At 67.5% G+C, this 24,228-nt stretch carries 18 protein-coding genes; 15 read left to right on the top strand and 3 right to left on the bottom strand.

Annotated features, from left to right (window positions below; genetic code table 11):
- Positions 1-101 precede the first annotated feature (101 nt).
- From mobC to E4M01_RS11860, 5 genes are all read left to right on the top strand, one after another.
- Positions 102-623, top strand: coding sequence for a plasmid mobilization relaxosome protein MobC (mobC, locus tag E4M01_RS11875; protein WP_135063821.1), 522 nt, complete (start codon positions 102-104; stop codon positions 621-623).
- Complete coding sequence (locus E4M01_RS11870; RefSeq protein WP_135063818.1) at positions 620-1,660, top strand: relaxase/mobilization nuclease domain-containing protein; 1,041 nt, start codon at positions 620-622, stop codon at positions 1,658-1,660. The genes mobC and E4M01_RS11870 overlap by 4 nt, the downstream gene beginning before the upstream one ends.
- Positions 1,661-1,751: 91 nt before the next feature.
- The gene (locus E4M01_RS11865) at positions 1,752-1,937 is read left to right on the top strand and encodes a hypothetical protein (RefSeq protein ID WP_135063815.1); all 186 of its coding nucleotides are present in this window, start codon (positions 1,752-1,754) and stop codon (positions 1,935-1,937) included.
- Between the two features lie 90 nt (positions 1,938-2,027).
- Complete coding sequence (locus E4M01_RS14360) at positions 2,028-2,168, top strand: hypothetical protein (protein ID WP_167765376.1); 141 nt, start codon at positions 2,028-2,030, stop codon at positions 2,166-2,168.
- A complete protein-coding gene (locus tag E4M01_RS11860; protein ID WP_245158258.1) occupies positions 2,165-2,929 on the top strand; it encodes an exonuclease domain-containing protein in 765 nt (254 codons plus the stop codon). The genes E4M01_RS14360 and E4M01_RS11860 overlap by 4 nt, the downstream gene beginning before the upstream one ends.
- Before the next feature lie 41 nt (positions 2,930-2,970).
- On the opposite strand, the gene E4M01_RS11855 is transcribed toward E4M01_RS11860, so the two are convergent.
- Positions 2,971-3,909 carry a mechanosensitive ion channel family protein gene (locus tag E4M01_RS11855; protein ID WP_135063812.1) on the bottom strand — a complete coding sequence of 313 codons (939 nt, stop codon included), beginning with the start codon at positions 3,907-3,909 and terminating at the stop codon, positions 2,971-2,973.
- Positions 3,910-6,106: 2,197 nt separating this feature from the next.
- On the opposite strand from E4M01_RS11855, the gene E4M01_RS11845 reads away from it, so the two are divergent.
- A complete protein-coding gene (locus E4M01_RS11845; RefSeq protein WP_135063809.1) occupies positions 6,107-7,327 on the top strand; it encodes an RtcB family protein in 1,221 nt (406 codons plus the stop codon).
- A gap of 131 nt (positions 7,328-7,458) precedes the next feature.
- On the opposite strand, the gene E4M01_RS11840 is transcribed toward E4M01_RS11845, so the two are convergent.
- Both E4M01_RS11840 and E4M01_RS11835 read right to left on the bottom strand, forming a co-directional pair.
- The gene (locus tag E4M01_RS11840) at positions 7,459-8,397 is read right to left on the bottom strand and encodes a DUF5829 family protein (protein ID WP_135063806.1); all 939 of its coding nucleotides are present in this window, start codon (positions 8,395-8,397) and stop codon (positions 7,459-7,461) included.
- A gap of 1 nt (position 8,398) precedes the next feature.
- Positions 8,399-10,480: a TonB-dependent siderophore receptor gene (locus E4M01_RS11835; RefSeq protein ID WP_135063803.1), complete on the bottom strand. Its 2,082-nt coding sequence runs from the start codon at positions 10,478-10,480 to the stop codon at positions 8,399-8,401.
- Positions 10,481-10,586: 106 nt separating this feature from the next.
- Here E4M01_RS11835 and E4M01_RS14460 point away from each other — a divergent pair, with 106 nt between their 5' ends.
- The 9 genes from E4M01_RS14460 (at position 10,587) to gspF (ending at position 24,224) form a co-directional block, all read left to right on the top strand.
- Entirely contained in the window at positions 10,587-11,774 is a 1,188-nt protein-coding gene (locus E4M01_RS14460) for an ABC transporter substrate-binding protein (protein ID WP_135063800.1), read from the top strand.
- The gene (locus E4M01_RS11825; protein ID WP_135063797.1) at positions 11,771-12,814 is read left to right on the top strand and encodes an iron ABC transporter permease; all 1,044 of its coding nucleotides are present in this window, start codon (positions 11,771-11,773) and stop codon (positions 12,812-12,814) included. Before E4M01_RS14460 ends, E4M01_RS11825 begins: the two co-directional genes overlap by 4 nt.
- Positions 12,814-13,782, top strand: a complete 969-nt coding sequence (locus E4M01_RS11820) for an ABC transporter ATP-binding protein (protein ID WP_135063794.1) — start codon at positions 12,814-12,816, stop codon at positions 13,780-13,782. Before E4M01_RS11825 ends, E4M01_RS11820 begins: the two co-directional genes overlap by 1 nt.
- Positions 13,783-14,277: 495 nt before the next feature.
- Positions 14,278-15,795, top strand: a complete 1,518-nt coding sequence (locus E4M01_RS11815; RefSeq protein WP_135063791.1) for a hypothetical protein — start codon at positions 14,278-14,280, stop codon at positions 15,793-15,795.
- A 70-nt stretch (positions 15,796-15,865) separates the two neighbouring features.
- Entirely contained in the window at positions 15,866-18,514 is a 2,649-nt protein-coding gene (locus E4M01_RS11810) for a TonB-dependent receptor domain-containing protein (protein ID WP_135063788.1), read from the top strand.
- A gap of 112 nt (positions 18,515-18,626) precedes the next feature.
- Positions 18,627-19,433, top strand: a complete 807-nt coding sequence (locus E4M01_RS11805; RefSeq protein WP_245158257.1) for a type II secretion system protein N — start codon at positions 18,627-18,629, stop codon at positions 19,431-19,433.
- Complete coding sequence (gspD, locus tag E4M01_RS11800) at positions 19,433-21,532, top strand: type II secretion system secretin GspD (RefSeq protein ID WP_135063785.1); 2,100 nt, start codon at positions 19,433-19,435, stop codon at positions 21,530-21,532. The genes E4M01_RS11805 and gspD overlap by 1 nt, the downstream gene beginning before the upstream one ends.
- Entirely contained in the window at positions 21,529-23,010 is a 1,482-nt protein-coding gene (gene gspE, locus E4M01_RS11795; protein WP_135063782.1) for a type II secretion system ATPase GspE, read from the top strand. The genes gspD and gspE overlap by 4 nt, the downstream gene beginning before the upstream one ends.
- Positions 23,007-24,224, top strand: coding sequence for a type II secretion system inner membrane protein GspF (gene gspF, locus E4M01_RS11790; RefSeq protein ID WP_135063779.1), 1,218 nt, complete (start codon positions 23,007-23,009; stop codon positions 24,222-24,224). The genes gspE and gspF overlap by 4 nt, the downstream gene beginning before the upstream one ends.
- The last annotated feature ends 4 nt before the right edge of the window (positions 24,225-24,228 follow it).

Genomic DNA, 24,228 nt, shown 5'->3' with positions numbered 1-24,228 from the left:
GGGGAGGGCGGGACAGACCCGTAGGGCTACGGGACGAGGCGGATGACGGTCTAGGGCAGGATAGGCTTTGCGCCGGCAATGTCTGACAGAGCCTCACCTCCATGGACCGTCTCACTCTCCGTGTTCCGCCCGATCTGCTGCGCCGGTTCGACGCCGCGGCAGCCGGTCAGGGCGGAAGGGCGCGGCTGCTGCGACGGCTGATGGAGGCGGCCGCCCAGGCGCCGCTCCCGGACGCGCCTGAAGCCTCCCCGGGACCGATGTCGGGCAAGCTGGGACTTCGCCTGACCTCGGGCGATCTCGCCGCTCTGGAGCGAGAGGCGGCGTCGCAAGGGCTCTCCCGCACGCAGTGGACGGTCGGGCTTATCCGGGCCCGGCTGCACCGTCGACCCCAGTTCCGGCGAAGCGAAGCGCTTACCCTGATCGAGGTTCAGCGCGAGCTGAGGCGCATCGGCGTCAACGTCAATCAGATCGCGCGAGCCCTGAACACGGCCGTGATGGACGGCGTCGTACTGGATCTCGAAATCGCCCAGCTTGACGCCTTTGCCGCGGAGATCCGAGGACATCTCGGCGGCGTGCGGGACGCGGTGCAGGGCAACCTCGACTATTGGGGACCCGCGCCGTGACCGAGTTCCGCCGGCCGGTCGGGTTCGAAGACGCGCTGCGTCCGCCGGTGCGGCCGGCACGGGCGCGGCTCTCGCCCGGCGTGCTTCGATCGGGTCCGACAGGCGCGGCTGGCCAGGCGCGCGCGAAGCTCGAACGCCTGGCGCGACGGGCGCCGGAAGTCATGGTCAAGGTGACGGGTCGAACGCGCGACGGCACCCACCTCCAGCGCCATCTCGACTATATCTCGCGAAACGGCCGGGTCCGTCTTGAGGGGCCGGATGGCGAACAGCTGCTGGGTCGGGCTGAGGTGCAGGCGCTCGGCGACGACTGGCGCGGCGAGCTGGCGCTCCTGCCTCAGCGGCGCGACACGCCTGTCTCCTTGTCCATCATTCTCAGCATGCCGGCCGGCGTCGATCCTGGCCGGGTCGAGGACGCGTCTCGCGCATTCGCCGCGAGCCTCTTCGCGGATCGCTACCCCTATGTCTTTGCTCTGCACACCGACGAGCCGCACCCTCACGTCCATCTGAGCGTACGCGCCCTTGGCAAAGGCGGGGAACGTCTGAACCCGCGCAAGGCCGGTCTTCAGCTCTGGCGGGAGACCTTTGCGGACAAGCTTCGTGAGCGCGGAGTGGAGGCGGAGGCGACGCCGCGTCGAGCGCGCGGGGTGGTTCGCAAGGCGGAGCGGATGGCGGATCGGCGGCTGCGCGAACGCTTCGAGCGCGGCGAAGGCCCGATGCCCCGGACCCTTCAGGGGGCGTTGAAATCGGCGGCAAGACCGCCGGCGGCGGAGGCCGTCTGGGAGGTGCGGCTGCGGCGGCGGCAGGCCTTCATACGCCGCTCGCTGGTGGCTGAGGCGCTCAAGCTTCAAGCCTCGAAGGCCGTCGACGATCGACGACTTGGCCAGGAGCTGGAACAGTTCGTTCGCGACCTGCCGCCCATCCTGACGCGACGACAAATCCTGGAGCGAGCGCTGGATCGGGGTCGGACCGCGCCCTCAAAAGTCGAGGACGATAGAGGTACAGGGCTGGACTGGTTGTCTTCCTGTGGGCTCCTGTAGCCACAGTGCCGTCATCAATCGCAATGGGCGGCCTCGGACTTTGGAACGGCGGGTGGGCGGGCCGGTTGTCCAGTCAATTAGCCACCCCGCCGTGCCGCCGAAACCCAAGACTGTCAACGAGATCTCGGAGCGCATCAGCGAGCTGATCGCCGAGGCGATCGCCGAGACGGACGACGCCCGGCGGCGGGGTCTGCTGGAGCTGGCCGATCTCTGGGCCGACATCCGCCGGAGCCGGGTCGCCGCGGGTCCCGCGACGCGCCAGCCGGCGAGGATGTGATGGGGTTTGTCCAATGGGCGATCCGAGACGGATCTTTCGGAACGGATGGGGTTGGGCCGTATTGGTCCACGAGAAACCCCGGAGGCCTCCATGTCTGACACCAAGGGCAACGGCAGCCACGCCGCCCGCCGCGCCAACGCCGCCGCCGTCAGGGATGGCCAGAAGAATCCCCGCAAATCGTCGTCTGCCCAGGCCATTCTCGGCAAGAAGGGCGCGAAGTCCAAGTCGTGAGCGGCGTCTCACGGGCCGGCCGGATGGTGCGCGTCATCGATCTGGAGACGGCGGGGTCAGGGCCTACAGACGTCTGCGAGATCGGCTGGCAGGACGTGGCCGAGGGCGAGGACGGCGTCTGGCGGCTGGAAGGCGAGGGCGGCGCCCGGCTGGTGAATCCCGGACGGCCGATCTCGCCGGACACCATGGCCGTACACCACATCACCGACGAGGCTGTGCGGGGAGCGCCCTTCTGGAAATCCGCCGCCGAAGATATTCTGCGACCACACCCGCCGGTCGTCGCCCTGGCGGCGCACAGGGCCGCGTTTGAGCAGCGCTTCTGCTCGCCGCGTCTGACCGGCGGGGCCGACTGGATCTGCACCTGGAAGTGCGCTCTGCGCCTTTGGTCCGAGCTGCCGCGGTTTTCCAATCAAATGCTGCGCTATCTGCGCCAGCCTGAGGGACTGGTGCATGAGCGGGGCCTGCCCGCCCACCGCGCTTTTCCCGACGCCTATGTCACTGCCCACCATCTCCGCGACCAGTTGAACCAGTCCGCGCTCGCGGATCTGCTGCGCTGGAGCCGCGAACCCGGTCTGCTGCCGCGCGTGCCGTCGGGCCCACTGAGAGGCCGGGCCTGGTCGGACGTGTCAGCGTCAGATCTTGGTGTTCTAATGCGCGACCGGGACCTGGACGTGCGCTTCAGCGCCGGCGTGGAAAGCGAGCGGCGGGGCGAGGGAAAGCAGGCGGAGCCGGTCAAGGTCCCGCCTGATCGACTGCTATAAGCGAAGCAGGCTAATCCCCGAGACAGCCTGCCTAGCCGCCCCTAGTTGGAGACCGGCGAGAGGACGAGAGAGGCCTTGGCGTCGTCCGACGGGAAGACTTCGCGCATCATCATGACACGCTGGGGGAAGGGGAAGCTCAAGCCTTCGGCCTCGAACCGTTCCTTCACTGTCTTGATCAGATCGCATTTGGCGTTCTGCCAGTCGGCGGGCGTGGTCCAGCAGCGCAGGGTGACGCTGACGGCGCTGTCGTCCAAGGAGGTCACCCGCGACCAGGGCTCCGGGTCCTTGAGGACGCGCGGATCGGCGGCGGCGCACTCGAGCAGAAGGCGCAGCGCCAGGTCGAGGTCGTCCTCGTAGTCGACCCCGAAGGCGAGGTCGATGCGGCGGCGGCCGGAGCCATCCACATTGACGATGAGTTCGCCGAACACCTTGCCGTTCGGATAGACGAGGGTCAGGCCGTCGTAGTCCACCACCGTGGTGTGGAAGAGGTCCAAATCGCTGATCTTGCCGGACCGGCCGTGGATCTCCACGCGGTCGCCGATGCGGTAGGGTCTCAGCAGCAGGATCATCACGCCGGCGGCGACATTGCTGAGCGTGCCCTGGAGCGCCAGGCCGACCGCCAGCGAGGCGGCGCCGAGGATGGCGAGGACCGAGGCGGTCTGGACGCCGACCTGCTGCAGCACCGCGACCAGACCCACGGCGATCACCAGCCATTTCACCAGGCCGGACAGGAAGTCGCTAAGCGTGGTGTCGCCCGGGTGATTGCGGTGCGGCAGCCGGCCCAGCGCGCGCCGGGCGAAATTCGAAAGCCGTTTGGCCGCCCACAGGGTGAGCGCCAGAATGATCGCCGCGACCAGCAAGCGCACGCTGAAGGCTCCCACAGCTCCCAAGACTTCCCGCACCATGACCGGATCGCCTTCCAAGGCGCGGCGGGCGGCTTCGAGGAAGGGCACGGGGGCTTCCGGCGGCGGTGTCTGCATGACGGCTCCTTGGCGAGCCCGGCTGCAACGTCGGAGCGCGCGATACGGTTCGCGCGCGTTTGAGGCCGGCCGACATCGTTGACCCTAAGACAAGCCCTCGTTCGCAAACGGTAGCGCGGCTAAGGACGCCCGTGTCCGCACACACAGCTGCTTAGTTTGAGAGGCCTGGCCGTCAGCTTGAGGCGCCGTCGCGTCCTTATTCTATGGGTTCGGCGGTCTTCCGAGCCTTGGTATGTTGGGCAGCTTCAAGGCATGCCGCCTCTCTTTCAACCCGACCTAACCTCGACAGACCGTTATCCAGGTCAAACTAGCTGCAGGCCGGAGAAGCCCATGCGGTGATCACAACTTTGCTTGCCGCACCTTAGTCGACGGACGTTACAACGGCCTCTGCCAGAGAGCTGGGCTTTGCTCTCAGCTGCAAGGATAGCGGTCGGCGAGCCACTCGCGCATGGCCTGTGTCACCGTCATGTTTCGCCGAGCTTTGGGGATGGAACGGAAGCGGCCTAGCAACTGATCCACCGTCAAATCTGGCCGCCGAGGAATGCAGGTGGTGCGAGGCCGGCCAGATTGACGAAGCGCCTCTTGCTCGTTTGCGACCGTCTGAACCGCCGTCTGAACCTGTCTTTGAAGGCGACGCGTCGCCGGGTGAAGAATGGCTGTCGGGTTTCTAGGGATGCGGTCAGCCGTAGCCAAGAAAGAGCGAACAGACGCGTCCTGCGCGCTGGTCGTGGTGGGGATGGCGACGAGCACGGCCGATAGCCCCAGGATGGCTGCAATCATCAAATCGATACGTCTTGGCATATGCGCCTTCAAGACGGTTTGGGGTTGTCATCTAAGATTGTTATTCGCAACCTCAAATGTTTAGTCGTCATCCCTTCGAAGGCCCGGGAGCCAGCCATTGAGGCTCGAGAATATCTCGACTTGGACTTCAACCCCGCAATCCGAGACAGGTCCGCCCTTTTCGCAGGTCTGTCGAACAGCGCCCGCCAGGGGTTGACGCCTCGAGGCGTATTCAGCGAGCTGACGATCGCCTTGCCGGGCGAAACGCGCGTCTCGACGACTACCGCCAGACCCCGCGATCGTTCGCGACGTCAGGGGCCTCTCCACGCAGGTTGGAGGCGTTGGGGAGGTGATTGGCAGGTTGCTACATTCCAGGCGACCCAAGGTGCGTGACGGCGCCAATGTCCCTGGTGTCGCCGGCGCCACGCGCCAGGCGGGATCGAAACGTCCCTCACCCGACGCGGTCGAGGGAACTTCAGGCGATGCGATGAAACTCTGCCGTTGCGGAGCGAGCGGCGTAAGCGATCTGTCCGAACCCCGAGTGTCTGTGACGGGACTCCTGTTGGGTCCGGGAACGGTCGCGATTTGATCCGTCTGGAGTGGACGGGGCGGCCGACTAGAGACGGGCCTTAGGTCTATCAGCGTAAGGGAGATTGCGGGACCGACCGCGACGTTCGGGACTTGTCGCTCGGTGGGTTGGCTGAGGAGAGCGACCACAACGACGTGCAGCCCGACCGCTGCCGAGGCAATCGCCGATTTAGAACGGCGAAGTCGGGCGGGTAACCGCAGGTGGTTTACCGGAGCCAGCATATCGCTTGGATTTGCAATCTAAGACTGATGATTCTCGTTGACGCGCCAACCTTAGGGAACAAACCTCCCAGCGCCATTAATTACGAGGGCTAAGAATGGTTGTTTTGACGGGTGATCAGTTTGCCGATGTTCGGAAGGCTTCCGCCCAGCTTCATCCGCGCTGACGCAGTACTTGCAGCCGGTTTCCGCGAAGGCTCGCTCCGCTTGCACCGTCATTCTCGCCGAAGGGCCCATAGGGCGCGTGTCTTGATCGGGACGCGGTCTGAAGGCCGGCTTTCAGCAGTGAGACCGATGTCTGCAAATGGCGCTTAGACGAAACGTGAGTTCATCGAACTCTGGCGTTGCGAGACGGGCTGAGCTAAGAGCCGCCTCCCGATAACGAGACGACCCATGTACGGCACCTGCGCCACCTTGAGCCTGCCCATGCAGCTCGACCGCCAGCCGGTCGAGGGCAATGGCGCATGCGCGGAAGGTGTGTAGGGGCGAACCGGTCTGACCGTTTCGGATTTCCAGCAACCCCTCCCGCCACCGGCCGGAGGGGTTTCTTGTATCCGCGAGAGCTCCGCCGGCCGGTCCGAGAGGATCAGACGAAAGAGGAGAAACGACCATGTCGCACTACGACGTGATCGAAGGTCCGGAGCACGTGCCGATCAAGGCATGGACCCGGGGAGTGCCCATCGAGGATGCCGCGCTCAAGCAGCTTAAGAACGTCGCCTCGCTGCCGTTCATCCACAAGCACGTAGCGGTGATGCCGGACGTGCACTGGGGCATGGGCGCCACCGTGGGGTCGGTGATCCCGACCGTCGGAGCCATCATCCCGGCCGCCGTGGGCGTGGACATCGGCTGCGGGATGATGGCGGTGCGGACCTCGATCCGCGCCGAGCATCTGCCTGACGACCTGTCTGCCATCCGCTCCGCCATCGAGGCGGCGGTGCCGCACGGCCGCACCGACAACGGCGGCCGCAACGACAAGGGCGCCTGGGCGTCCGAGCCGCCGACCTCGGCCCATTCCCGTTGGGAGGTGCTGAAGGCCGGATACGACGCCGTCGTGGATAAGCACCCCAAGGCGGCGCACGCGCGCGGCTATGGCCATCTGGGCACGCTCGGCACAGGCAACCACTTCATCGAGCTGTGCCTCGACGAAGCGGGCGACGTGTGGGTGATGCTGCACTCCGGCTCTCTCGGCGTGGGCAACCGGTTCGGGACCTACTTCATTGAACAGGCCAAGCACGAGATGCGCCGCTGGCACATCAACCTGCCGGACCAGGACCTGGCCTACTTCCCCGAGGGGACCGACGGCTTTGTCGACTATGTCCGGGCGGTGTCGTGGGCGCAGAAATACGCCCGCGCCAATCGTGAGGTGATGATGGATCAGGTCCTGGGGGTGCTGCGCGCCTTCTGGCCCGACTTCGAGACCACAGCTGAGGCGGTGAACTGCCACCACAACTACGTCACGAAGGAAAAGCACTTCGGCAAGGACGTCTACCTGACCCGCAAGGGCGCGGTGTCGGCCAAGGACGGAGAGCTGGGCATCATCCCCGGCTCGATGGGGGCAAAGTCCTTCATCGTGCGCGGCAAGGGCAATGCGGACTCGTTCTGCACCTGCTCGCACGGCGCCGGTCGGGCCATGAGCCGGACCGAGGCCAAGCGGCGCTTTACGGTGGAGGACCACGTCCGCGCCACCGAAGGCGTCGAATGCCGCAAGGACGCCGAGGTGATCGACGAAACGCCGATGGCCTACAAGGACATCGACGCGGTCATCGCGGCCCAGACCGATCTGATCGAGGTGGTTCACACACTGCGTCAGGTAGTGTGCGTGAAGGGATGACGGGAGCCGGTTCCGCAGCGATGCGGGGCCGGCTTTCGTCGTTCAGGGACGTCCAGTTCTGACGACGAAGCGAGTGTCCGCTCTTGGCGCAAAGCTGACGCAGAGGGCGTGAAATCAAAACGGCAAGAAGCTCACCTTCTGGGAGGTTGATCTTCTCCGGCGGATGGCATCTGCAAGGAGGAGAACTGAAGGGTTGCGCGGCCGCCGGCGTCGGCAGTCAGCAAAGCGGCCCCGAGCGGGAGCGCGAGCGCAGCCTCGGAGGCGACGGTCAGGTCGATCGCGATCAGGCCTCGCGTCGTCGAAGGCTCGACCAGCCGCAGGCGCAGGCCGTCTCCTTCGAGCTCGGTCGCATCCCGTCGATCGTGGCGCTGGAAGCCGGCGGCGACGAGTTGGGAGATCAGCCGATCTCGCAGATCTGGAGACAAGGATAGCGTCAGGCCGACGATGTCGAACCGTCCCTGACCGGCGTCGGCGCGAGGGGCCAGAATGTCGGCGCGGCGGACCAGTGGCGGCTCGGTGGCGTCGGAGCCCGTCTGCCAACGCTGGAACTCTGGTCGATATACCATGGCCCAGACCGCCAGGTCCGGGCCAGCCGCGGTGTCGTCGCATTGCACAGCGTCATACCAGGGCGTTGGCGGCGTGCTGCGTCGATACTCGACCGGGGTGCGTCGGGCGCGATCGCCGCAATGAACACGCCAAGCTCGCTCGACGGCGTCGAAGCCGTCCGAGGCGTCCAGGCCTAGTCCCAGTCCGACCTTGCCGACAGGTTCCTCGAACCTGTTATCCGGGGCGAAGATCTCCAGATAGGTTTCTCGCCCACGGAAGAAGATCCGATCGGCGTCGGCTTGGGGCGGGGCGTAGTCCGGCAATCCTCCGTCCGTCCGGCCGAGCACGGCCGCCAGCGTCGGGTTATCCCTCAACGCCGCGAAGGTCGGCCCGTCCACCACGATGTAGACGTGGTTCAGAGCGGGGCGGGCCTCGGAGCGTGGAGCCGCGGTCTGGTCGACGGGAGAGGCCTGCGCCCCTCCGGTCAAGGCAAGCACGGCGGCTATGGCGACAGCGACGCGCATCCTACCACCGCTTGCTCAGGGTCAGGCGGGCCGTGCGCGGGGCCTGCGGGTAGATCTGCGAGAAGCCGCCGGTGATGAAGATGGTCTCGTCGGTGACGTTGTCGACGTTCAGCCGAACCTCATATCCGTCTGCGAATTCATAAGCTGCGTTCAGGTCCACTCGGGTGTAGCCCGGCAGGTCGAGGTTGTTACTGGTCGTGGCCGCCTGGCTCGAGGCGTGGAAGACGCCGCCACCGATCGTAAGCCCGGTCAGAGGCCAGTCGAACGCCCACGAGGTCCACAGGGCGGCCTGATGATCCGGAACGCCGGCCAGCCGGTTGCCGACGATGAAGGTGTTGGTGTCCTCGGCGATCTCGCTGTCGCTCCAGGCGTAGGAGGCGACGACGGTCCAGGGATCGAGCGGTCGCGCCGACACCTCGGCCTCGACGCCGCGCACGCGGATCTCGCCGGCCTGGATGACCCGGTTGAAGTCGACGGGGTCGGAGACCACGGCGTCGGTCTTGGTGATCTCGAAGGCCGACAGGGTCAGTTCGGCCCGGCCGTCGAAGGCCAGCGCCTTGGTTCCGAGCTCGACCTGCTCGCCGCGCGTGGGCTTGGGCGTCAGCCCGCTTTCCAGCAGACCCGCATCGCCCTCGTTGCGCGAGGAACGGGCCCAACTGGCGTAAACTGACCAGTCCGGGGTGACCAGATAGGTCAGGCCGGCCCTGGGTGAGAAGGGCCTGTCCGTGCGGCTGACGCCCGGATCGACGAAGTCGGCGCTGAATGCATAGGTCTCGACCTCCTCCACACGTCCGCCCAGCAGCAGCCGCCAATTGTTCCAGGCGATCTCGTCCTGAACATAGAGGCCGGTCGAGGTGTAGTCGTAATGGCTGTCGCCGACCGCGAGGTAGCCCGTCGGACGGCCGGTGCGGACGGGGTTCAGCAGATCGATCGGCTGGCCGTATGCGATCTGCCCGTCGAGATAGGAAAGCTCGTCCCGGCTGCGATCGAGGCCGATCAGCAGACGGTGAGTTAGCGGGCCCGTGACGACCCGGCCGTACAGCTCGGCCTGCAGGGTCAGGTCGTCCTGCGTTTCGTCATAGCTGACGAAGCTGCGGTTGACGGTCGTGCCGGACAGAGGCGGGAAGCCGTAGTTGAAGAACTGCTCCTCGGGCACGTCCACTGCCGAGACGAAGCCGCCCAGGCGCAGGCGCCAGTCGGCGTTCAGGCGGCGGTTGAACTCCAGGCCGGCGACCCACTGCTCCTTCTTGATCCGCATGAAGTCCTCGCCGTAGTTGCGGCTGACTGGCTGATCCAGGAAGGCGGCGTTGTTACCGAAGCCGCGATCGAAGGCGGCGTCGCGCTGGAGATATTCGAGCCGGGCCAGGAGGCTGGTCTCGGCGTCCGGACGCCATTCCACGACGGGCGAGATGTAGAGCTGTTCGTTGTCGACCAGGTCGCGATAGCTGCCGGCGTTTTCGTAACCGACGTTGAGGCGCGCCAGTACCGTGCCGTCGGCGGTGAGCGGGGCGTTCACGTCCAGGCCGCCCCGCCAGTAGGCATTCGATCCGCCGACGACGAAGACCTCGCCGCCCGACCAGCCATAGGGGCGTTTGGAGACGAAGTTGACCACGCCGCCCGGCTCGAAGCGGCCGTAGAGGGCCGAGGCTGGACCCTTGAGCACCTCGATGCTCTCGACGCCTTGAAGGTCGATCTCCGGCTGGCTGACCGACTGGCGGAAGCCGTCGCGCAGGGTCGAGATGTTCTGGAAGCCGCGGATGCGGAAGCGCTGGTTGCCCGAGAAGCCGATGGTGCGCTGTACGCCGCTGACGGTCTCTGCGGCCTCGCCGATGTTGGAGACATTCCGCAGGTCCAGCAGCTCGCGCGACACGATGTTGACCGTGAAGGGCGTCTCCAGAACCGGGGCGCCCGTCTTGGTCGCGGTCTCGCCGGGGACACGGCCGAGCGGGCGACCGAAGACGGTGATGGCGTCCAATTCGACGGCGTCGTCGTCCGCCGCGCCGATCGGAGCATCCTGTGCCACCGCTAGCGTCGGCGCTGAGAAAAGGGCGGCGAGGCTGACGGTCGCTAGCAGCAGTTTCATGGGGTCCCCCGAACGAAATGGTCGCGCTTGTTATGCTATAACATTGCGGTTAGTCACCCCTAGGGATGGATTTTTCTGTTCCGCGCCGAGCGGGAGGTGGCGAGACATGCTGAGACGATCATTCCTGCTGGCCGCCGGCGCATCGGCGCTCTCAGCCTGCTCTGATGTCCGGGATGAGCCAAAGGCCACGGGGAGCTCCAGCGGAACGCCGATCCCGCTCAGACATGCTCGTTATCTCAAGCTCGAGCGCCATGGCGGTTACGCGGTGGCGCGTCTGCGGGCACCGGTCGCCGATCAGAGCGGCGGCCAGGCGCAGGAGCAGGAGGCCGTCCTGGTTTTGGCGCCGCGCGAGGGCGCGGAGCCCACCCTGCCGTCAGGACTGCGGGATGCGACGGTCATCCGCACGCCTGTGATGCGGATCGCCGCCAACGCCAGTTCTGACGAGGCCTTTCTGGGCCAACTCGGCGTCAAGGATCGGCTGGTGGCCGTGGGCGGACGCGTCTCCTACGATGACGACGTGCGTCGCGGCGTCATCGAGGGGCGGATCGGTCAGATCGGCTACAACTGGCACGCCCCGCCCAACCTTGACGTTCTGCTGGCCGCTCGGCCCGACGTCTTCCTGATGCGCCTGTCCGACCTGTCCCATACGCCGGTGCTGGATCGGGCCCGTCGGCTGGGGCTGACGGTCGCGCCGACCTTCGCCGAGGATGAACCCAGCTATCTGGGTCGCGCCGAATGGATCCGCCTTCATGGCCTGCTGACCGGGCGGGAAGCTGAGGCCGAACGCCTGTTCGACGAGATCGAAACCCGCGTCGAGGCGCTGAAGGCGGCGGCGGCCGCGCGGCCGGCTGTGCCGGCGCTCTGGGCCTATCCGGCGGGGGGAGATCGCTGGGTCGCCACCGTCCGTGGGGCGGAACAGGCGTATCTGGCCGACGCCGGCGGCCGCAATCTGCTGCTTCGGCCGGAAGACCCGCGCAAATGGTCATCCGAAACCCTAGCGACCGAGCAGATCCTGCCGATGGCGGATCAGGCCGAGGTCTGGATCGTCGGTGATCTGCACGCGGCCCCGCCGCGCAGCACGGTGGTGGAGGGTGTCTCACCGGCCTTCCGCGCCGGAAGGTTGTTCGCCAACACCGGTCGCAGCAATCTCTCCGCCAACGCTTATGACTGGTACCAGACCGCCTTCGTCCGGCCCGACTGGGTTCTGGCGGATTTCGTGAAGGCGCTGCATCCGGAGCTGGTCACTGAATCCTTCCGCTTCCTCAAGCCCGTCGCTCGGGGCGTCTACCGATGACCTCCGCCTTCGCGCGGCCCGCGCTTGTTGAAGGGGGGCTGGTTCTCATCCTCCTGATCGTGATCCTGGCCAGCCTGATGATCGGTCAGGTCATGCTCAGCCCAGGAGAGGTGATGTCCGGCCTGGGCTCGATCGGATCGGGGTCGATGGAGTCGCGCATTGTCGTTGATCTTCGGTTGCCTCGGGTGCTGGCGGCCGTGATCGGCGGCGCGGCGCTCGGCTTGGCCGGTTTGCTGATGCAGACCCTGTTCCGCAACAAGCTGGCGGATGCATGGTCACTGGGTCTGATGGCGGGGGGGCAGTTCGGCGCGGCCCTGGTCGTCGTCGCCGGCGCTGTCGTCGGTCCCGGCTTCCTGATGATCCTGACAGGCTTCGCCGGCTTGGGCGTCGTCGCCGGCTCGGTGCTGGGGACGCTCGGCGTGGCGCTGGCCATGAGCGCCATGGCGCGCCGGGTGGGCACCGTCACCCTTCTGGTGCTGGGGCTCATGTTGGGCTTCCTCGCCCAAGGGCTGATCAGCGTCTTGCTGCATTTCACCAACCGCAGCCAGGGACGGATCTTCGCGGCCTGGAACGACGCCACCTTTGCCAATGTCGTCTGGGGCGACTTCGCGACCCTGGCCCCCTTGCTGGCGATCGGGCTTGTCGGCGCCGTCGTTCTCGCCAAGCCCCTGACCGCGCTCCTGCTGGGTGACGTCTATGCCGAGAGCCTCGGCGTGAACGTGCCCCGCCTGCGCCGGCTGGTGCTCGGGACGACCATTCTGCTAGCCGCGCCCGTGACGGCCTTCTGTGGTCCCGTGGCCTTCGTGGGCCTGATCGTGCCGCATCTCGCGCGAGGCCTACTCGGCTCGGCGCGGATCGGCGGCCTGATCCCGGCGACCGCCCTGATCGGGGCGGTCTTGGCCTTGGCGGCGGACCTGGTGGTCCACCTGCCGTGGGAGCAGCATTTCCTGCACCTCAACGCCATCCTCGCGCTGATCGGCGCCCCGCTGGTGATCCTGCTCTTGCTGAAGTCGCGCAATCTTCGCGGCGGGGAGGGCTGATGTACACGATAGACACCCTCCGGATCGGCTATGACCGAACCGTCCTTTCGACGCTTGAGAAGGTCGTCGTCGAACCCGGCGAGTTCATCTGCCTGCTGGGGCGGAACGGCCAGGGCAAGTCCACCCTGCTGCGGACGCTGGCGGGCTTCATTCCGGCCGTCGAAGGCGAGGCCTGTCTCGACGGGCGGCCGGTGCGGCGCTGGCCCGCCGCCGAGCGGGCGCGCAAGGTCGCCGTAGTTCTAACCGATCGACCCCAAGTCGGCTCGCTGCGGGTCCATGAACTGGTCGAGATGGGCCGCCAACCCTACACGGGCTGGATGGGGTCGCTCTCGGACGAGGATCACGAGATTTGCGACGACGTCCTGAAACAGGTCGACGGCGAGCAGCTGCGCGACCGCTTCGTCGATAGCCTGTCGGACGGCGAGCGGCAGCGGGTCATGATCGCGAGAGCCCTGGCTCAACGCCCGCAGGTCATGTTGCTGGATGAGATCACCGCCTTCCTGGACCTGCCCAGTCGTGTGACCATCACGGCGACCCTGCGCCGGATCGCTCGTGAAACAGACGTCTCGATCATTCTGTCCAGTCACGATCTGGAGCTATCGCTCAATGCCGCCGACCGGATCTGGCTGCTGCCGGGCGATGGCCGCTTCGTTGATGGCGCGCCGGAGGATGTCGCCTTGTCCGGCGCGATCGGCAAGGCGTTCGATCAGGCCAATCTGGCGTTCTCGCTGACGAGCGGCCGGTTCGAAACGCGGGGGACCAGCCGTGGAACGGCTTTCATCGAAGCCGACGGTCCTGCGGCCGTCTGGCTGGGACACGCCATTAAAAGGTTGGACTTCGGGGTCAGTGGCTCCCGGGCAGGAGCCACCGTCGTCATTCGCCACTCTTCGCAGGGCTATGAGCTTGATGGCGAGACCTATTTGACGATCCATTCCTTGAGCAAGGCGCTCATCCGCCGGCTCGGATAGCGTTGGTGCAAGGTCGCCTATTGGCTTTGATCGGAATGTCCGGTTCTGGCGCACTGCCGACATCGGGTTAGGTGGGGCGGGCACCGTCGCCACCGGTGTCGACGTCCGGTGCTCAAGCCTAGCCCTGCGTTCGCTGGCCGATGCCGATAAACAGCGGGTGCTCTAACCCAAAGATAGCCGGCCGTGACAGCAATACGCTGTGGCATTTATTGCACGGCGTGCATTGCCATGGGCGGGTGGGAATAATCAGGCCTTTCGGAGCCTTTCGGCGCCGCTTCCAAATGGCCCGATAAGCCTCTGACAACATCTGAACGTCACATCTGCGTCTCGGAAGCGTTGCCGAACATTGCGGCAGGCGTCACCCAAACCGTGAGAGACCGTCATACCGCTCCGCTACTGCGGCATTGGGCGGGCGAAGGCGCTAAGCGCTATCGGGTCGGAGCATGACGCTCCGCTCCGTGTCTGCCGAAACCATTGGCAGTCACGGTGACCAAAATGACCGGCTTGAAACTGAAATCCCTGCTGACCGTCGCGGCCAGCGCTCTGCTGCTCTCGGCCTGCGGATCCGCCGAAGTGGCTTCGCCTGGCGAGGGCGGCTTCGGCGGCGGCGGCGGGACAACGCCGCCTCCGACGACGCCGCCCCCGGGGACGCCGGCGGCCGACTGCCCGACCGGCCTGTCGAATATCGGCGTGGTGGCTAACGGCACGCTGCGCGCCTGCCAACTGCCCCAGCAGATTCTGGGCAACCTGACGCTGCCGTTGCGGGCAGGCACCATCTACGCCATCAGCGGCCGCACCGAGGTCGGCACCGACCGCGGCGCCAATCCGAACGCGCCGGTGGCGGGCAGCCAACAGGGCGTGTTGACCATCGAGGCGGGCGTCAAGGTCTTCGCCTCGGGAGGCTCGGATTATCTTCTGGTCAACCGCGGCTCGCAGATTTTCGCCGAGGGCACGGCCACCAACCCGATCATCTTCACAAGCCGCCAGAACATCGAGGGCCAGACCACGGCCAACTCGCAGGGCCAGTGGGGCGGCATCGTCCTGGCCGGCCGCGCGCCGGGCGCCGTCTGCCCGGTCGGCGTGACCGCGCCGAACGAGGCCTGCGTGGGCGTCGTGGAAGGCACCAGCGCCAACTACGGCGGCAACAGCCCCGACGATAACTCGGGCCGGCTGCGCTACGTGCAGATCAACTATTCCGGCTTTGAAATCTCGCCCAACAACGAGCTTCAGGCCTTGACGCTGGCCGGTGTCGGCCGCGGCACCACGGTTGAATACGTCCAGTCCTACAACAGCTCAGATGACGGCATCGAAATCTTCGGCGGCACCGTCAACCTGCGCTACATCGTCATCAACGGAGCGGACGACGACGGCTTCGACGTCGACACCGGCTGGCGCGGCGGCGCCCAGTTCGGCATCGTCACTCAGCGTCCGACGGCCGTGACCAACGGCAGCCGCGGTTTCGAATGGTCCGCTGCTCCAACTGGCACGACCTTCTACACCCAGCCGCGTGTGTCCAACTGGACCATTGTCGGCCGCAACGCCGCCGTGGCCGCCGACGCCATCGTCACCCTGAACACGGGCGTTCAGCCGACCATCCTGAACTCGGTCTTCACCAATCCCTCGACCTCGGCGGCCGCCTGCCTGGACATCGACGACGCCCAGACGGTGGCCAACGGCCCCATCTTCCGCTCGGTCTATTTCGCCTGCTCGCGTCCGTATGAAGACGATGCGAACGTTAATGCGGCGGCGACGGCGGCCATCTTCATCAGCGGCACCAACACCGGCAACACCGCCAACGGCACGTCGACCATGACCGCCCCGGCCGGCGCCACGATGCAGAACACCAGCCTGGCCTTCATCAACGGCGCCAACGAGACCGCCGTGGCCCCGGTGAACCCGCAGACGATCTACAGCTGGTTCCAGCCGGTGACCTACATCGGCGCGGTCCGTAACGCGGCGGACACCTGGTACCTGGGCTGGACCTGCGGCCTGCAGGCCGGATCGACCTGCTGACGACGGACGGGGGGCGGATGACCGCCCCCCGATCCTCCTTTTCCCGTCGAGATCCCTTCCGAGGCCCAGAATGAAGACCGTGACCCTGACCCTGGCCGGCGCCCTTATGGCGACCAGCGCCCTTACACTGCCCGGCGCCGCTGCTGCGCAGTCCGCCGCCGCGCCCTTGTCGGGCCCCGCCGCCGTGCAGCCGGAGATCGGTGAACAGGACCAGCCCGCGGCGCTTGGCGAGATCGTCGTCCTGGGCCGCAACATCCCCGAGCCCAATCGCCAGAGCTCCGAGGTCGCCGCCTTCCTGACGTCTGAAGATCTGGCGCGCACTGGCGACAGTTCGGCGGCCGAGGCGTTGACGCGCGTGACCGGCCTGTCGATCGTGGAGGGACGCTTTGTCTATGTACGCGGACTGGGCGAGCGCTATTCGTCGGCCCTGCTCAACGGATCGCCGCTGCCCAGCCCCGAGCCGCTGCAGCGGGTCGTGCCTCTGGACCTGTTCCCTGCCGACATCCTGGCTGGCGTGACGGTGCAGAAGACCTATTCCGCCCGCTATCCCGGCGAGTTCGGGGGCGGCGTCATCGACCTGACGACCTTGGCCACGCCGCGCGAGCCCTTCCTTAATTTCAGCCTGTCGGTTGGCGCGAACAGTGAGACGACCGGCCGCGAAGGCCTGATCCATTTTGGCTCGCGGACGGATTTCACAAGTTTCGACGACGGCACGCGCGACGTGCCCGGCGAACTGCGTCTGGCCTTCCAGTCGGGCAATCGCATTCTGGCCGGACAGAACTACTCCGACGCCCAACTGCGGCAGATCGGACAGTCGCTGATCAATGCGCCGCTGCGCCTTCTTCAGCGCGAGACGCTCCCGGCCAACTTCGGCGTCAAGCTGAGCGGCGGGAACTCGATGCAGACGGGCCTGGGCGAGGTCGGCGCCGTGTTCGTGGCGGCCTATGACAACGCCTGGCGCCGGCGCGTCGGCGTGCAGCAGGAAGGCCGCCTGTCGCAGGGCCAGATCGAGGCCCAGGCCGACTACGACTTCCAAAACACCCAGAACAACGTCGGTGTGGACCTGTTCGGCTCGCTGAGCCTGGAGAACGGCCCCAATACGGTGAAGTGGACCAACCTGTATGTCCGCAACGTCACCAAGGCCACGCGCAGCCGCGAGGGCTTCAACGACCTGACCGGCAACAACACGCGCGACGACTACACCGAATGGTTCGAGCGCGAGCTTTTCTCGACCCAGCTGTCGGGCGAGCATTATTTCGGCGGTCGCGACGAGTGGGAGCTGGAATGGCGCGGCAGCTGGGCCCAGACCTCGCGCGATGCGCCCTATGAGACCCGCTTCGGCTATGGCCAGCTGCCGGACGGGACATTCGTGCACAACATCCAATCCAATCGCATCTCGTTCAGTGAACTGGACGATACGGTGACCAGCGGGGGCGCGGACCTAAGCTACATCCTGCCGCTGTCGAGCGCCCGCGAGGCGAAGTTCACTGTCGGCGTCTCGGGCTATGACAATCAGCGCGACAGCGTGCAGCGCAGCCTGCGCTTCATCGCGCCTAACGGTCTTAGCCAGGAGCAGGTCCGCTCGCGGGTGGACTATCTGTTCTCGGACTTCAACATCGGCCCAGTGCTGCAGATTGAAGAGGTCACCGGCTCCAACGGGGCGGCGGCCTATGAGGCGGACATGCGTGTCTGGGCCGGCTATGCCCAGGTCGAGGCCGAGGTGCTGCCTCTGGTCAATCTGACCCTGGGCGCGCGTTACGAAGACGGCCGGCAGAGCGTGACGCCGATCGACCTGTTCGGCGGCCAGACCGGCTTCCTGCCGACCCAGATCGAGCAGGACTACATCCTGCCGGCGGCCACACTGACCTGGAACTTCGCCGAGGACATGCAGCTGCGCGTCGGCGCGTCCAAGACGCTGGGCCGGCCCCAGTTCCGCGAACTGGCGCCCCAGCAGTACACCGACACAGAGAGCGACCGCACCTTCATCGGCAACCCCTATCTGGTGAACACCGAGATCGTGAACCTGGACGCGCGACTCGAATGGTACTTCGCCAGCGGCCAGTATGTGACGGCTGGCGTCTTCTACAAGGACCTGGACAAGCCTGTTGAATCCAGCGTCGTCGATCAGGGCGCCTCGATCTCGCAGACCTTCCTGAACGCGCCGGCCGCCGTCGTGCGGGGCTTCGAGGTGGAAGCGAAAAAGTACTTCGACTTCCCCAACGCGGGCCTGGGCTTCGTCGCCGACAAGCGCTGGCTGGTGCAGGGCAACTACACCTGGGCCGACTCAGAGGTTCAGGTGAAGGACGGCGACACCGTCATCACCCAGAACAGTCTGGGCGTGGCCCAGCCGGCCAGCTTTTACATCATCGATGGCAGCCGCCTTCAGGGGCAGTCCGAGCACGTCGCCAACCTGCAGCTGGGCTGGGAAGACGATGCGGCGCGGTCGCAGGCGACGCTGATCGCCAACTATGTGTCCGAGCGCAGCTCGGCGCGTGGTCGCCCGGGCGAGCCCGACCTGATCCAGCGGCCCGGCGTGATGCTGGACTTCGTCTACCGCAAGGATTTCGACGTCGGCCAGCGCACCTTCGGCTTCGCCCTGGAGCTGCGCAACCTGCTGAACGAGGACTTTCTCGAGTATCAGGAGCTGGGCCAGCGAGTGATCGTCAACGGCTACGACCTGGGCGTTTCCGGTTCGATCAGCCTGACGGCCCGGTTCTGATCCGGACGCTGTCACGGTAGCGTCGCGGGACTGTCGCGCCAGCGATCAAGCAGCGTCACGTCTGCGCCGCTAGACATCGCTCGACAGGCCCCGATGGGCCGAGGGGCGTTTGGTGATCCGCGGCATTCCCCAGTTCCTGGCTTCGGCGCGCGAGGCGGTCGTAACGCGACCCATCCTCGCCCGCCGGGCGATAGAGGCGACGCTGATCGCCCTGCTGGTGGTCCAGTCGGGGCGCGCGGCTTGGCCATTGTTCGCGACGGAGCCGTCTGCCAAGCCGGTCGAAAGGCCGGCGCCCGACCTGTCGATCCTGTCACGGTTCGACGCCTTCTTCCGCACCGGCGAAGCCGGGTCGCTGGCGGGAACCCAGACCGGAGCCGCCGGCCAGATGCGGCTTTACGGCGTCCGCTCGGGCCCGCAGGGCTCGGCTATCATCGGACTTGCCGATGGCCGGCAGATCTCGATCGGCGTGGGGGAAGACGTCGAACCCGGCCTGGTCCTGCGCGAAGCCGGCGCGGACCATGTCGTGCTAGCGCGCGGCGCGGCTCTGACACGGCTTGAGTTTGCCGAGGTTCCCGTGGGCGCGCCCCCACCTCCACCGCCGCCCGAAGGCGAGCAGGTCGTCGCCCCGCCCCCCGCGCCCGCCGCCGTCGATCCGGCGCGTCTGGCGAGCGCCTTGCGGCCCCGGATGCAGGGCCTGACCATGCGCGGTCTCAGCATCGCCCACGGCCCTGATGCTGCTCTGTTCAGGGGCGCCGGCCTTCAGGCCGGGGACGTGATCCTGGCGGTCGACGGGACCGAGCTGAACTCGCCTCAGGCCCTGGCGTCGCTGCGTACGCAGCTGGCCGACAAGGCGTCGGTCGAGATCCGATACGAGCGCGACGGCGAAGCCCGCGCGACAACCCTGAGGACCCGTCCCTGATGACGCGACCCCGTTCGCGCGCCGCCCTGCGCGGCGCCCTGTGCAGCACCCTTGCGCTGACCCTGGCTGTTGCGCCGGTCCTTCCCGCTGCGGCGGCGCCGGCGGCCCAGGCTCAGACGCTAAACGTTCAGGGTGCCGACATCCGCGCCTTTATCCAGGACGTGGCCCGCATGACCGGCCGCACCTTCATCGTCGATCCGGCCGTGACCGGGACGGTGACCGTATCGAGCCAGCGGCCGCTGGGGCGCGCCGAACTGTTCGAGGTCTTTCTGTCGACCCTGCGCGCAAACGGATTGGTCGTCACGCCGACGGGATCGGGCGCCTATCGCATCAGCCCGGCGCAGGGCGCGGCGCAGGGCCCATCCACGGTGGGGTCCGAGCGGTTCTCGACCGAAGTCTTCCCGCTTCGAAACATCGACGCCGCCTCGGCGGCCGAGACCATTCGCCCGCTGGTGGGGCCTCAGGGACAAGTGCTGGCCAATCCCGGCGCCAACAGCGTGGTGGTCGCCGACTTCGCCGATAACCTGCGCCGCATCCGCACCCTGGTCGGCCGCATCGACGTCGATCGGTCCTCGTTCGAGGTGGTGACGCTGGACAACGCCTCGGCGCGCGAGATCGCCGGCGTTCTGGAGCGCGTGCTGGCCGCGCCAGGCGGGTCGGCGGGCGGCGTGACGGCCACGGCGGTTGAAAGCTCCAACGCCATCGTGCTGCGCGGCGATCCGACCGCCGTCGCGCGGGTGCGGGGCCTGATCCTTGACCTGGACACGCGGGCGCAGTCCAGTGCCGACATCCGCGTGGTCTTCCTGGAGCACGCCAACGCCGAGCAGCTTCTGCCCGTCCTGCAGCAGATCGTCGGCCAGACGCCTGAGACGGCCTCCGCGCCGACCCCGATCGGGGCTCAGGCGGCTGAGGCCGCACCCGTCGCCGCACCGGCCGCGCCTTCGCCCGGCCAGCGGGCCAGCGTGGCGCGCTTCCCCGGCGCCAACGCCCTGGTCATCTCTGCGCCGGCCGACACCCAGCGGATGCTGGCTGACGTGATCCGTCAGCTGGATGCTCGACGCCAGCAGGTGCTGATCGAGGCCATCGTCGTGGAGTTGAGCGACACGGCGGTGCGCGAGCTGGGCGTCCAGTGGCTGCTGGCCGGGTCCGACGGCAATCCGGTGGGCCTGACCAACTATTCGGATCGCGCCGCGCCGCTGCTGCCGATCGCGGGGGGCGCGGCCGCCGGTCAGTTGGATCAGGACGATCCCCTGCGTGAGCGGTTGCAGAACCTGGCGCTGAACAGCCTGCTGGGCGCCAACGGCTTTGTCGGCGGGGGCGGGGGACGCATCGGTTCGGACGGGCTGTTCGGCTTCATCATCAATGCGGCCAAGTCGGATCAGGGGTCGAACCTGCTTCAGACCCCGTCGCTGATGACGCTGGACAACGCCGAGGCGACCATCCTGGTCGGGCAGGAGGTGCCGATCACCACGGGCGAGACTCTGCTGGACGGCAACACCAACCCGTTCCGCACGACCCAACGCCAGGACATCGGCGTCAAGCTGATCGTCAAGCCGCAGATCAATGCGGGCGGATCGATCACACTGAACCTGCGTCAGGAGGTGTCCAGCATCAACGGCGTGCTGAGCGCCGGAGCGTCCGACCTGGTGCTGAACAAGCGCGAGCTGGAGACGACCCTGGTGGTCGACGACGGCGACATCGCCGTGGCCGGCGGCCTGCTGGACCAGAACGACCGGCTGGACGTGCAGAAGGTGCCGGGGCTGGGCGACATTCCCGTCGTCGGCGGCCTGTTCCGGTCGACCAGCCGCCAGCGCGGGCGGACCAATCTGATGATCTTCATCCGCCCCACCATCATCCGCAGTCCGGCCGACGCCCAGGCGCTGACCGCCGATCGCTGGGGGTATATGCGCGGCGAGCAGCTGCGCGCGGATCCGACGCGCGAGCCCAGCCTGGACGAGATGCTGCGCGATTACATGCGCACCCAGCCGCCGGCGGCGCCCAGCGTGCTTGACCGGCCGGCGCCAGGCCCCGCGGCGCCGACTGTCCCGGTCGAGGCGCAGTCGCTGCCGCCGGCGGGCCCTTCGGCAGGCGGCGCATGATCACCCTGGTCAATCCGACGCTGCCTTACGCCTTCGCCCGCCGCCACGGCGTGGTGTTGCTGGACGCGGGCGAGATCGCGATCGTCGGCCTGCGCGAGGACGCCGACCCGCTGGCGCTGATCGAGACGCGGCGGGCGCTGGGCCGGCCGTTGAAGGTCGAGCGGATGGCGCGCGGCGTCTTCGAGCGGGCGCTGTCGGACATTTACGCCGACGAAGGTCTGTCCGGGTCGCTGGACATGCCCGCCGGCCTGGAAGGCCTGGCCGAAGACCTGCCGGCCACAGCCGATCTGCTGGACGGCGCCGACGACGCGCCGGTCATCCGCCTGATCAACGGCGTGGTGGCCGAGGCGGCGCGGGCCGGGGCGTCGGACATCCATTTCGAACCCTATGAGACGCTGTTGCGCGTGCGTATGCGGGTCGACGGCGTGCTGCGCGAGATGCTGACGCTGGACGCGCGGGTCACGCCGCTGCTGGCGTCGCGCATCAAGGTCATGGCGCGTCTGGACATCGCCGAGCGACGGCTGCCGCAGGACGGGCGTATCGCCCTGAGCCTGGGCGGACGGGCGCTGGACGTGCGGGTCTCCACCCTGCCGGCGCGGGCGGGCGAGCGGGTGGTGATGCGGATACTGGACCGCGATCAGGCCGGTCTGGGTCTGGCCGACCTGGGCATGGATCCCGGCACGCTGGACGTCTTCCGCCGCAGCCTGTCGGAGCCCAACGGCATCGTCCTGGTCACCGGGCCGACGGGGTCGGGCAAGACCACCAGCCTGTACGCTGGCTTGTCGCTGCTGAACGACGGCAGCCGCAACATCCTGACGGTCGAGGATCCGGTCGAGTACGCGGTGGAGGGGGTCGGCCAGACCCAGGTCAACGCCCGTGTGGGCATGACCTTCGCCGCCGGCCTGCGCGCCATCCTGCGCCAGGACCCGGACGTGGTCATGGTGGGCGAGATCCGCGACGCGGAGACCGCCTCGATCGCCGTCCAGGCCGCCCTGACGGGCCATCTGGTGCTGTCGACCGTCCACACCAACGACGCGGCTGGCGCGGTGGTTCGGCTGCGCGACATCGGGGTGGAATCCTTCCTGCTGGCCTCGACCCTGCGCCTGGTGGCGGCCCAGCGCCTGGTGCGTCGACTCTGTCCGCGCTGCCGCCGCGCTGAGCCGGCGGACGCCGCCGTGGCGCGACTGGCGGGCATCGACTTGGGCGAGACCGTGTGGCGGCCCGCCGGCTGCGAGGCCTGCGACAACACAGGCTATGTCGGCCGCGTCGGCCTGTACGAGGTGATGGCGGTCGACGATCGCATCCGCCGTCTGGTCGCCGCAGGCGCGGATGAGCACGACATCCGCCAAGCCGCCTTCGCCGGCGGCGGGACCTTGGGCGACCAGGCGCGGCGTGCGGTGCGCGAGGGCGTGACCTCGGTGGAGGAAGCCGTACGCGCCGCGCGTCAGGACGCGCCTGTGGCCGAGGCGGCGGCATGAGCCAGGCCTTCGCCTATCTTGCGGTCGATCCATCCGGCCGCGGCGTCTCCGGCGAGGTGACCGCAGCCGACGAGGCGCAGGCGCGGCGAGCTCTGGCGCGCAAGGGACTGACCCCGCTTGAGCTGCGGTCCGGCGCGCAGAGGGCACAGGAGGCGGCGGCGGAAGCGCGCGGTGGTCGGCCCCTGGACACCCGCGCCCTGGCGATGGCGACGAGGCAACTCGCAACCCTGATCAGCGTCTCACCGCTGGAAGAGGCTCTGCGCGGCCTAGTGCTGCAGGCCGAGAAGCCGGCGCTGAAGCGGGTCCTGCACGGCGTTCACCTGGGCGTCATGGAAGGCCAGCGGCTGTCGGACGCCATGGGACGACAGGGCCGCGCCTTTCCGCCCCTGTATCGCGCCATGATCGCCGCCGGCGAGGCCTCGGGCGCGCTGCAGCCCATCCTCGAGCGCCTGGCCGAGGGGCTGGAGCGCGAACGCATGATCCAGGGGCGCGTGCTGACGGCGCTGATCTATCCCGCCGTTCTGGCGGTGGTCGCCCTGGGCGTAATCGCGGCGCTTATGACCTTCGTGGTGCCCAAGGTGGTCGAGCAGTTCAACAGCATGAACCAGACCCTGCCGCTGCTGACGCGCATCGTCATCGGCCTGTCGGATGCGATGCGGACCTGGGGCTGGGCTGGCGTCCTGGCCTTGCTGCTGGCGGGCCTCGCCTCGGCCGCCCTGCTGCATCGACCCGGTCCGCGACTGGCGTTTGACCGATGGTGGTTGAGGGCGCCGGTGGTCGGCCGGCTGACCCGCGACCTGCACGGCGCGCGCATGGCGCGGACGCTGGCGACCATGCTGAACGCCGGCCTGCCGGTGCTGGAAGGGCTGACCCTTACGGCCCGCACGGTCCGCAACCGTGCGCTTCAGACCTCGACCCAGGCCATGGCGGACGCCGTGCGCGAAGGCGGCGGCCTGTCGGCGGCCATGAAGCGCGGCGGGGTTTTTCCGCCCATCCTGATGCACATGACCGCGTCCGGCGAGGCCGCCGGTCGTCTGGCCCCCATGCTGGATCGCGCGGCCGACTATCTGGAGCAGGAGTTCGCCGCCTTCACCACCGCCATGCTGAGCCTTCTGGAACCGGCGATCATCGTCGTCATGGGCGGGCTCGTGGCGCTGATCGTGCTGTCGATCCTGCTGCCCATTCTTCAGATCAACACCCTGGCCCTGGGATGACGCC

The organism is Brevundimonas sp. MF30-B (genome assembly GCF_004683885.1).
Classification (GTDB): domain Bacteria; phylum Pseudomonadota; class Alphaproteobacteria; order Caulobacterales; family Caulobacteraceae; genus Brevundimonas.
Note: the sequence above shows the minus strand (reverse complement) of the source record. Positions and strands in the feature narration are given on the sequence as shown.

Bases quoted from the DNA above. Each gene is read 5' to 3' on its own strand.
- mobC (WP_135063821.1), top strand. From the start codon at position 102: ATGGACCGTCTCACTCTCCGTGTTCCGCCCGATCTGCTGCGCCGGTTC.
- E4M01_RS14360 (WP_167765376.1), top strand. From the start codon at position 2,028: ATGTCTGACACCAAGGGCAACGGCAGCCACGCCGCCCGCCGCGCCAAC.
- E4M01_RS11855 (WP_135063812.1), bottom strand. From the start codon at position 3,909: ATGCAGACACCGCCGCCGGAAGCCCCCGTGCCCTTCCTCGAAGCCGCC.
- E4M01_RS11845 (WP_135063809.1), top strand. From the start codon at position 6,107: ATGTCGCACTACGACGTGATCGAAGGTCCGGAGCACGTGCCGATCAAG.
- E4M01_RS11840 (WP_135063806.1), bottom strand. From the start codon at position 8,397: ATGCGCGTCGCTGTCGCCATAGCCGCCGTGCTTGCCTTGACCGGAGGG.
- E4M01_RS11835 (WP_135063803.1), bottom strand. From the start codon at position 10,480: ATGAAACTGCTGCTAGCGACCGTCAGCCTCGCCGCCCTTTTCTCAGCG.
- E4M01_RS14460 (WP_135063800.1), top strand. From the start codon at position 10,587: ATGCTGAGACGATCATTCCTGCTGGCCGCCGGCGCATCGGCGCTCTCA.
- E4M01_RS11825 (WP_135063797.1), top strand. From the start codon at position 11,771: ATGACCTCCGCCTTCGCGCGGCCCGCGCTTGTTGAAGGGGGGCTGGTT.
- E4M01_RS11820 (WP_135063794.1), top strand. From the start codon at position 12,814: ATGTACACGATAGACACCCTCCGGATCGGCTATGACCGAACCGTCCTT.
- E4M01_RS11815 (WP_135063791.1), top strand. From the start codon at position 14,278: ATGACCGGCTTGAAACTGAAATCCCTGCTGACCGTCGCGGCCAGCGCT.
- E4M01_RS11810 (WP_135063788.1), top strand. From the start codon at position 15,866: ATGAAGACCGTGACCCTGACCCTGGCCGGCGCCCTTATGGCGACCAGC.
- gspD (WP_135063785.1), top strand. From the start codon at position 19,433: ATGACGCGACCCCGTTCGCGCGCCGCCCTGCGCGGCGCCCTGTGCAGC.
- gspE (WP_135063782.1), top strand. From the start codon at position 21,529: ATGATCACCCTGGTCAATCCGACGCTGCCTTACGCCTTCGCCCGCCGC.
- gspF (WP_135063779.1), top strand. From the start codon at position 23,007: ATGAGCCAGGCCTTCGCCTATCTTGCGGTCGATCCATCCGGCCGCGGC.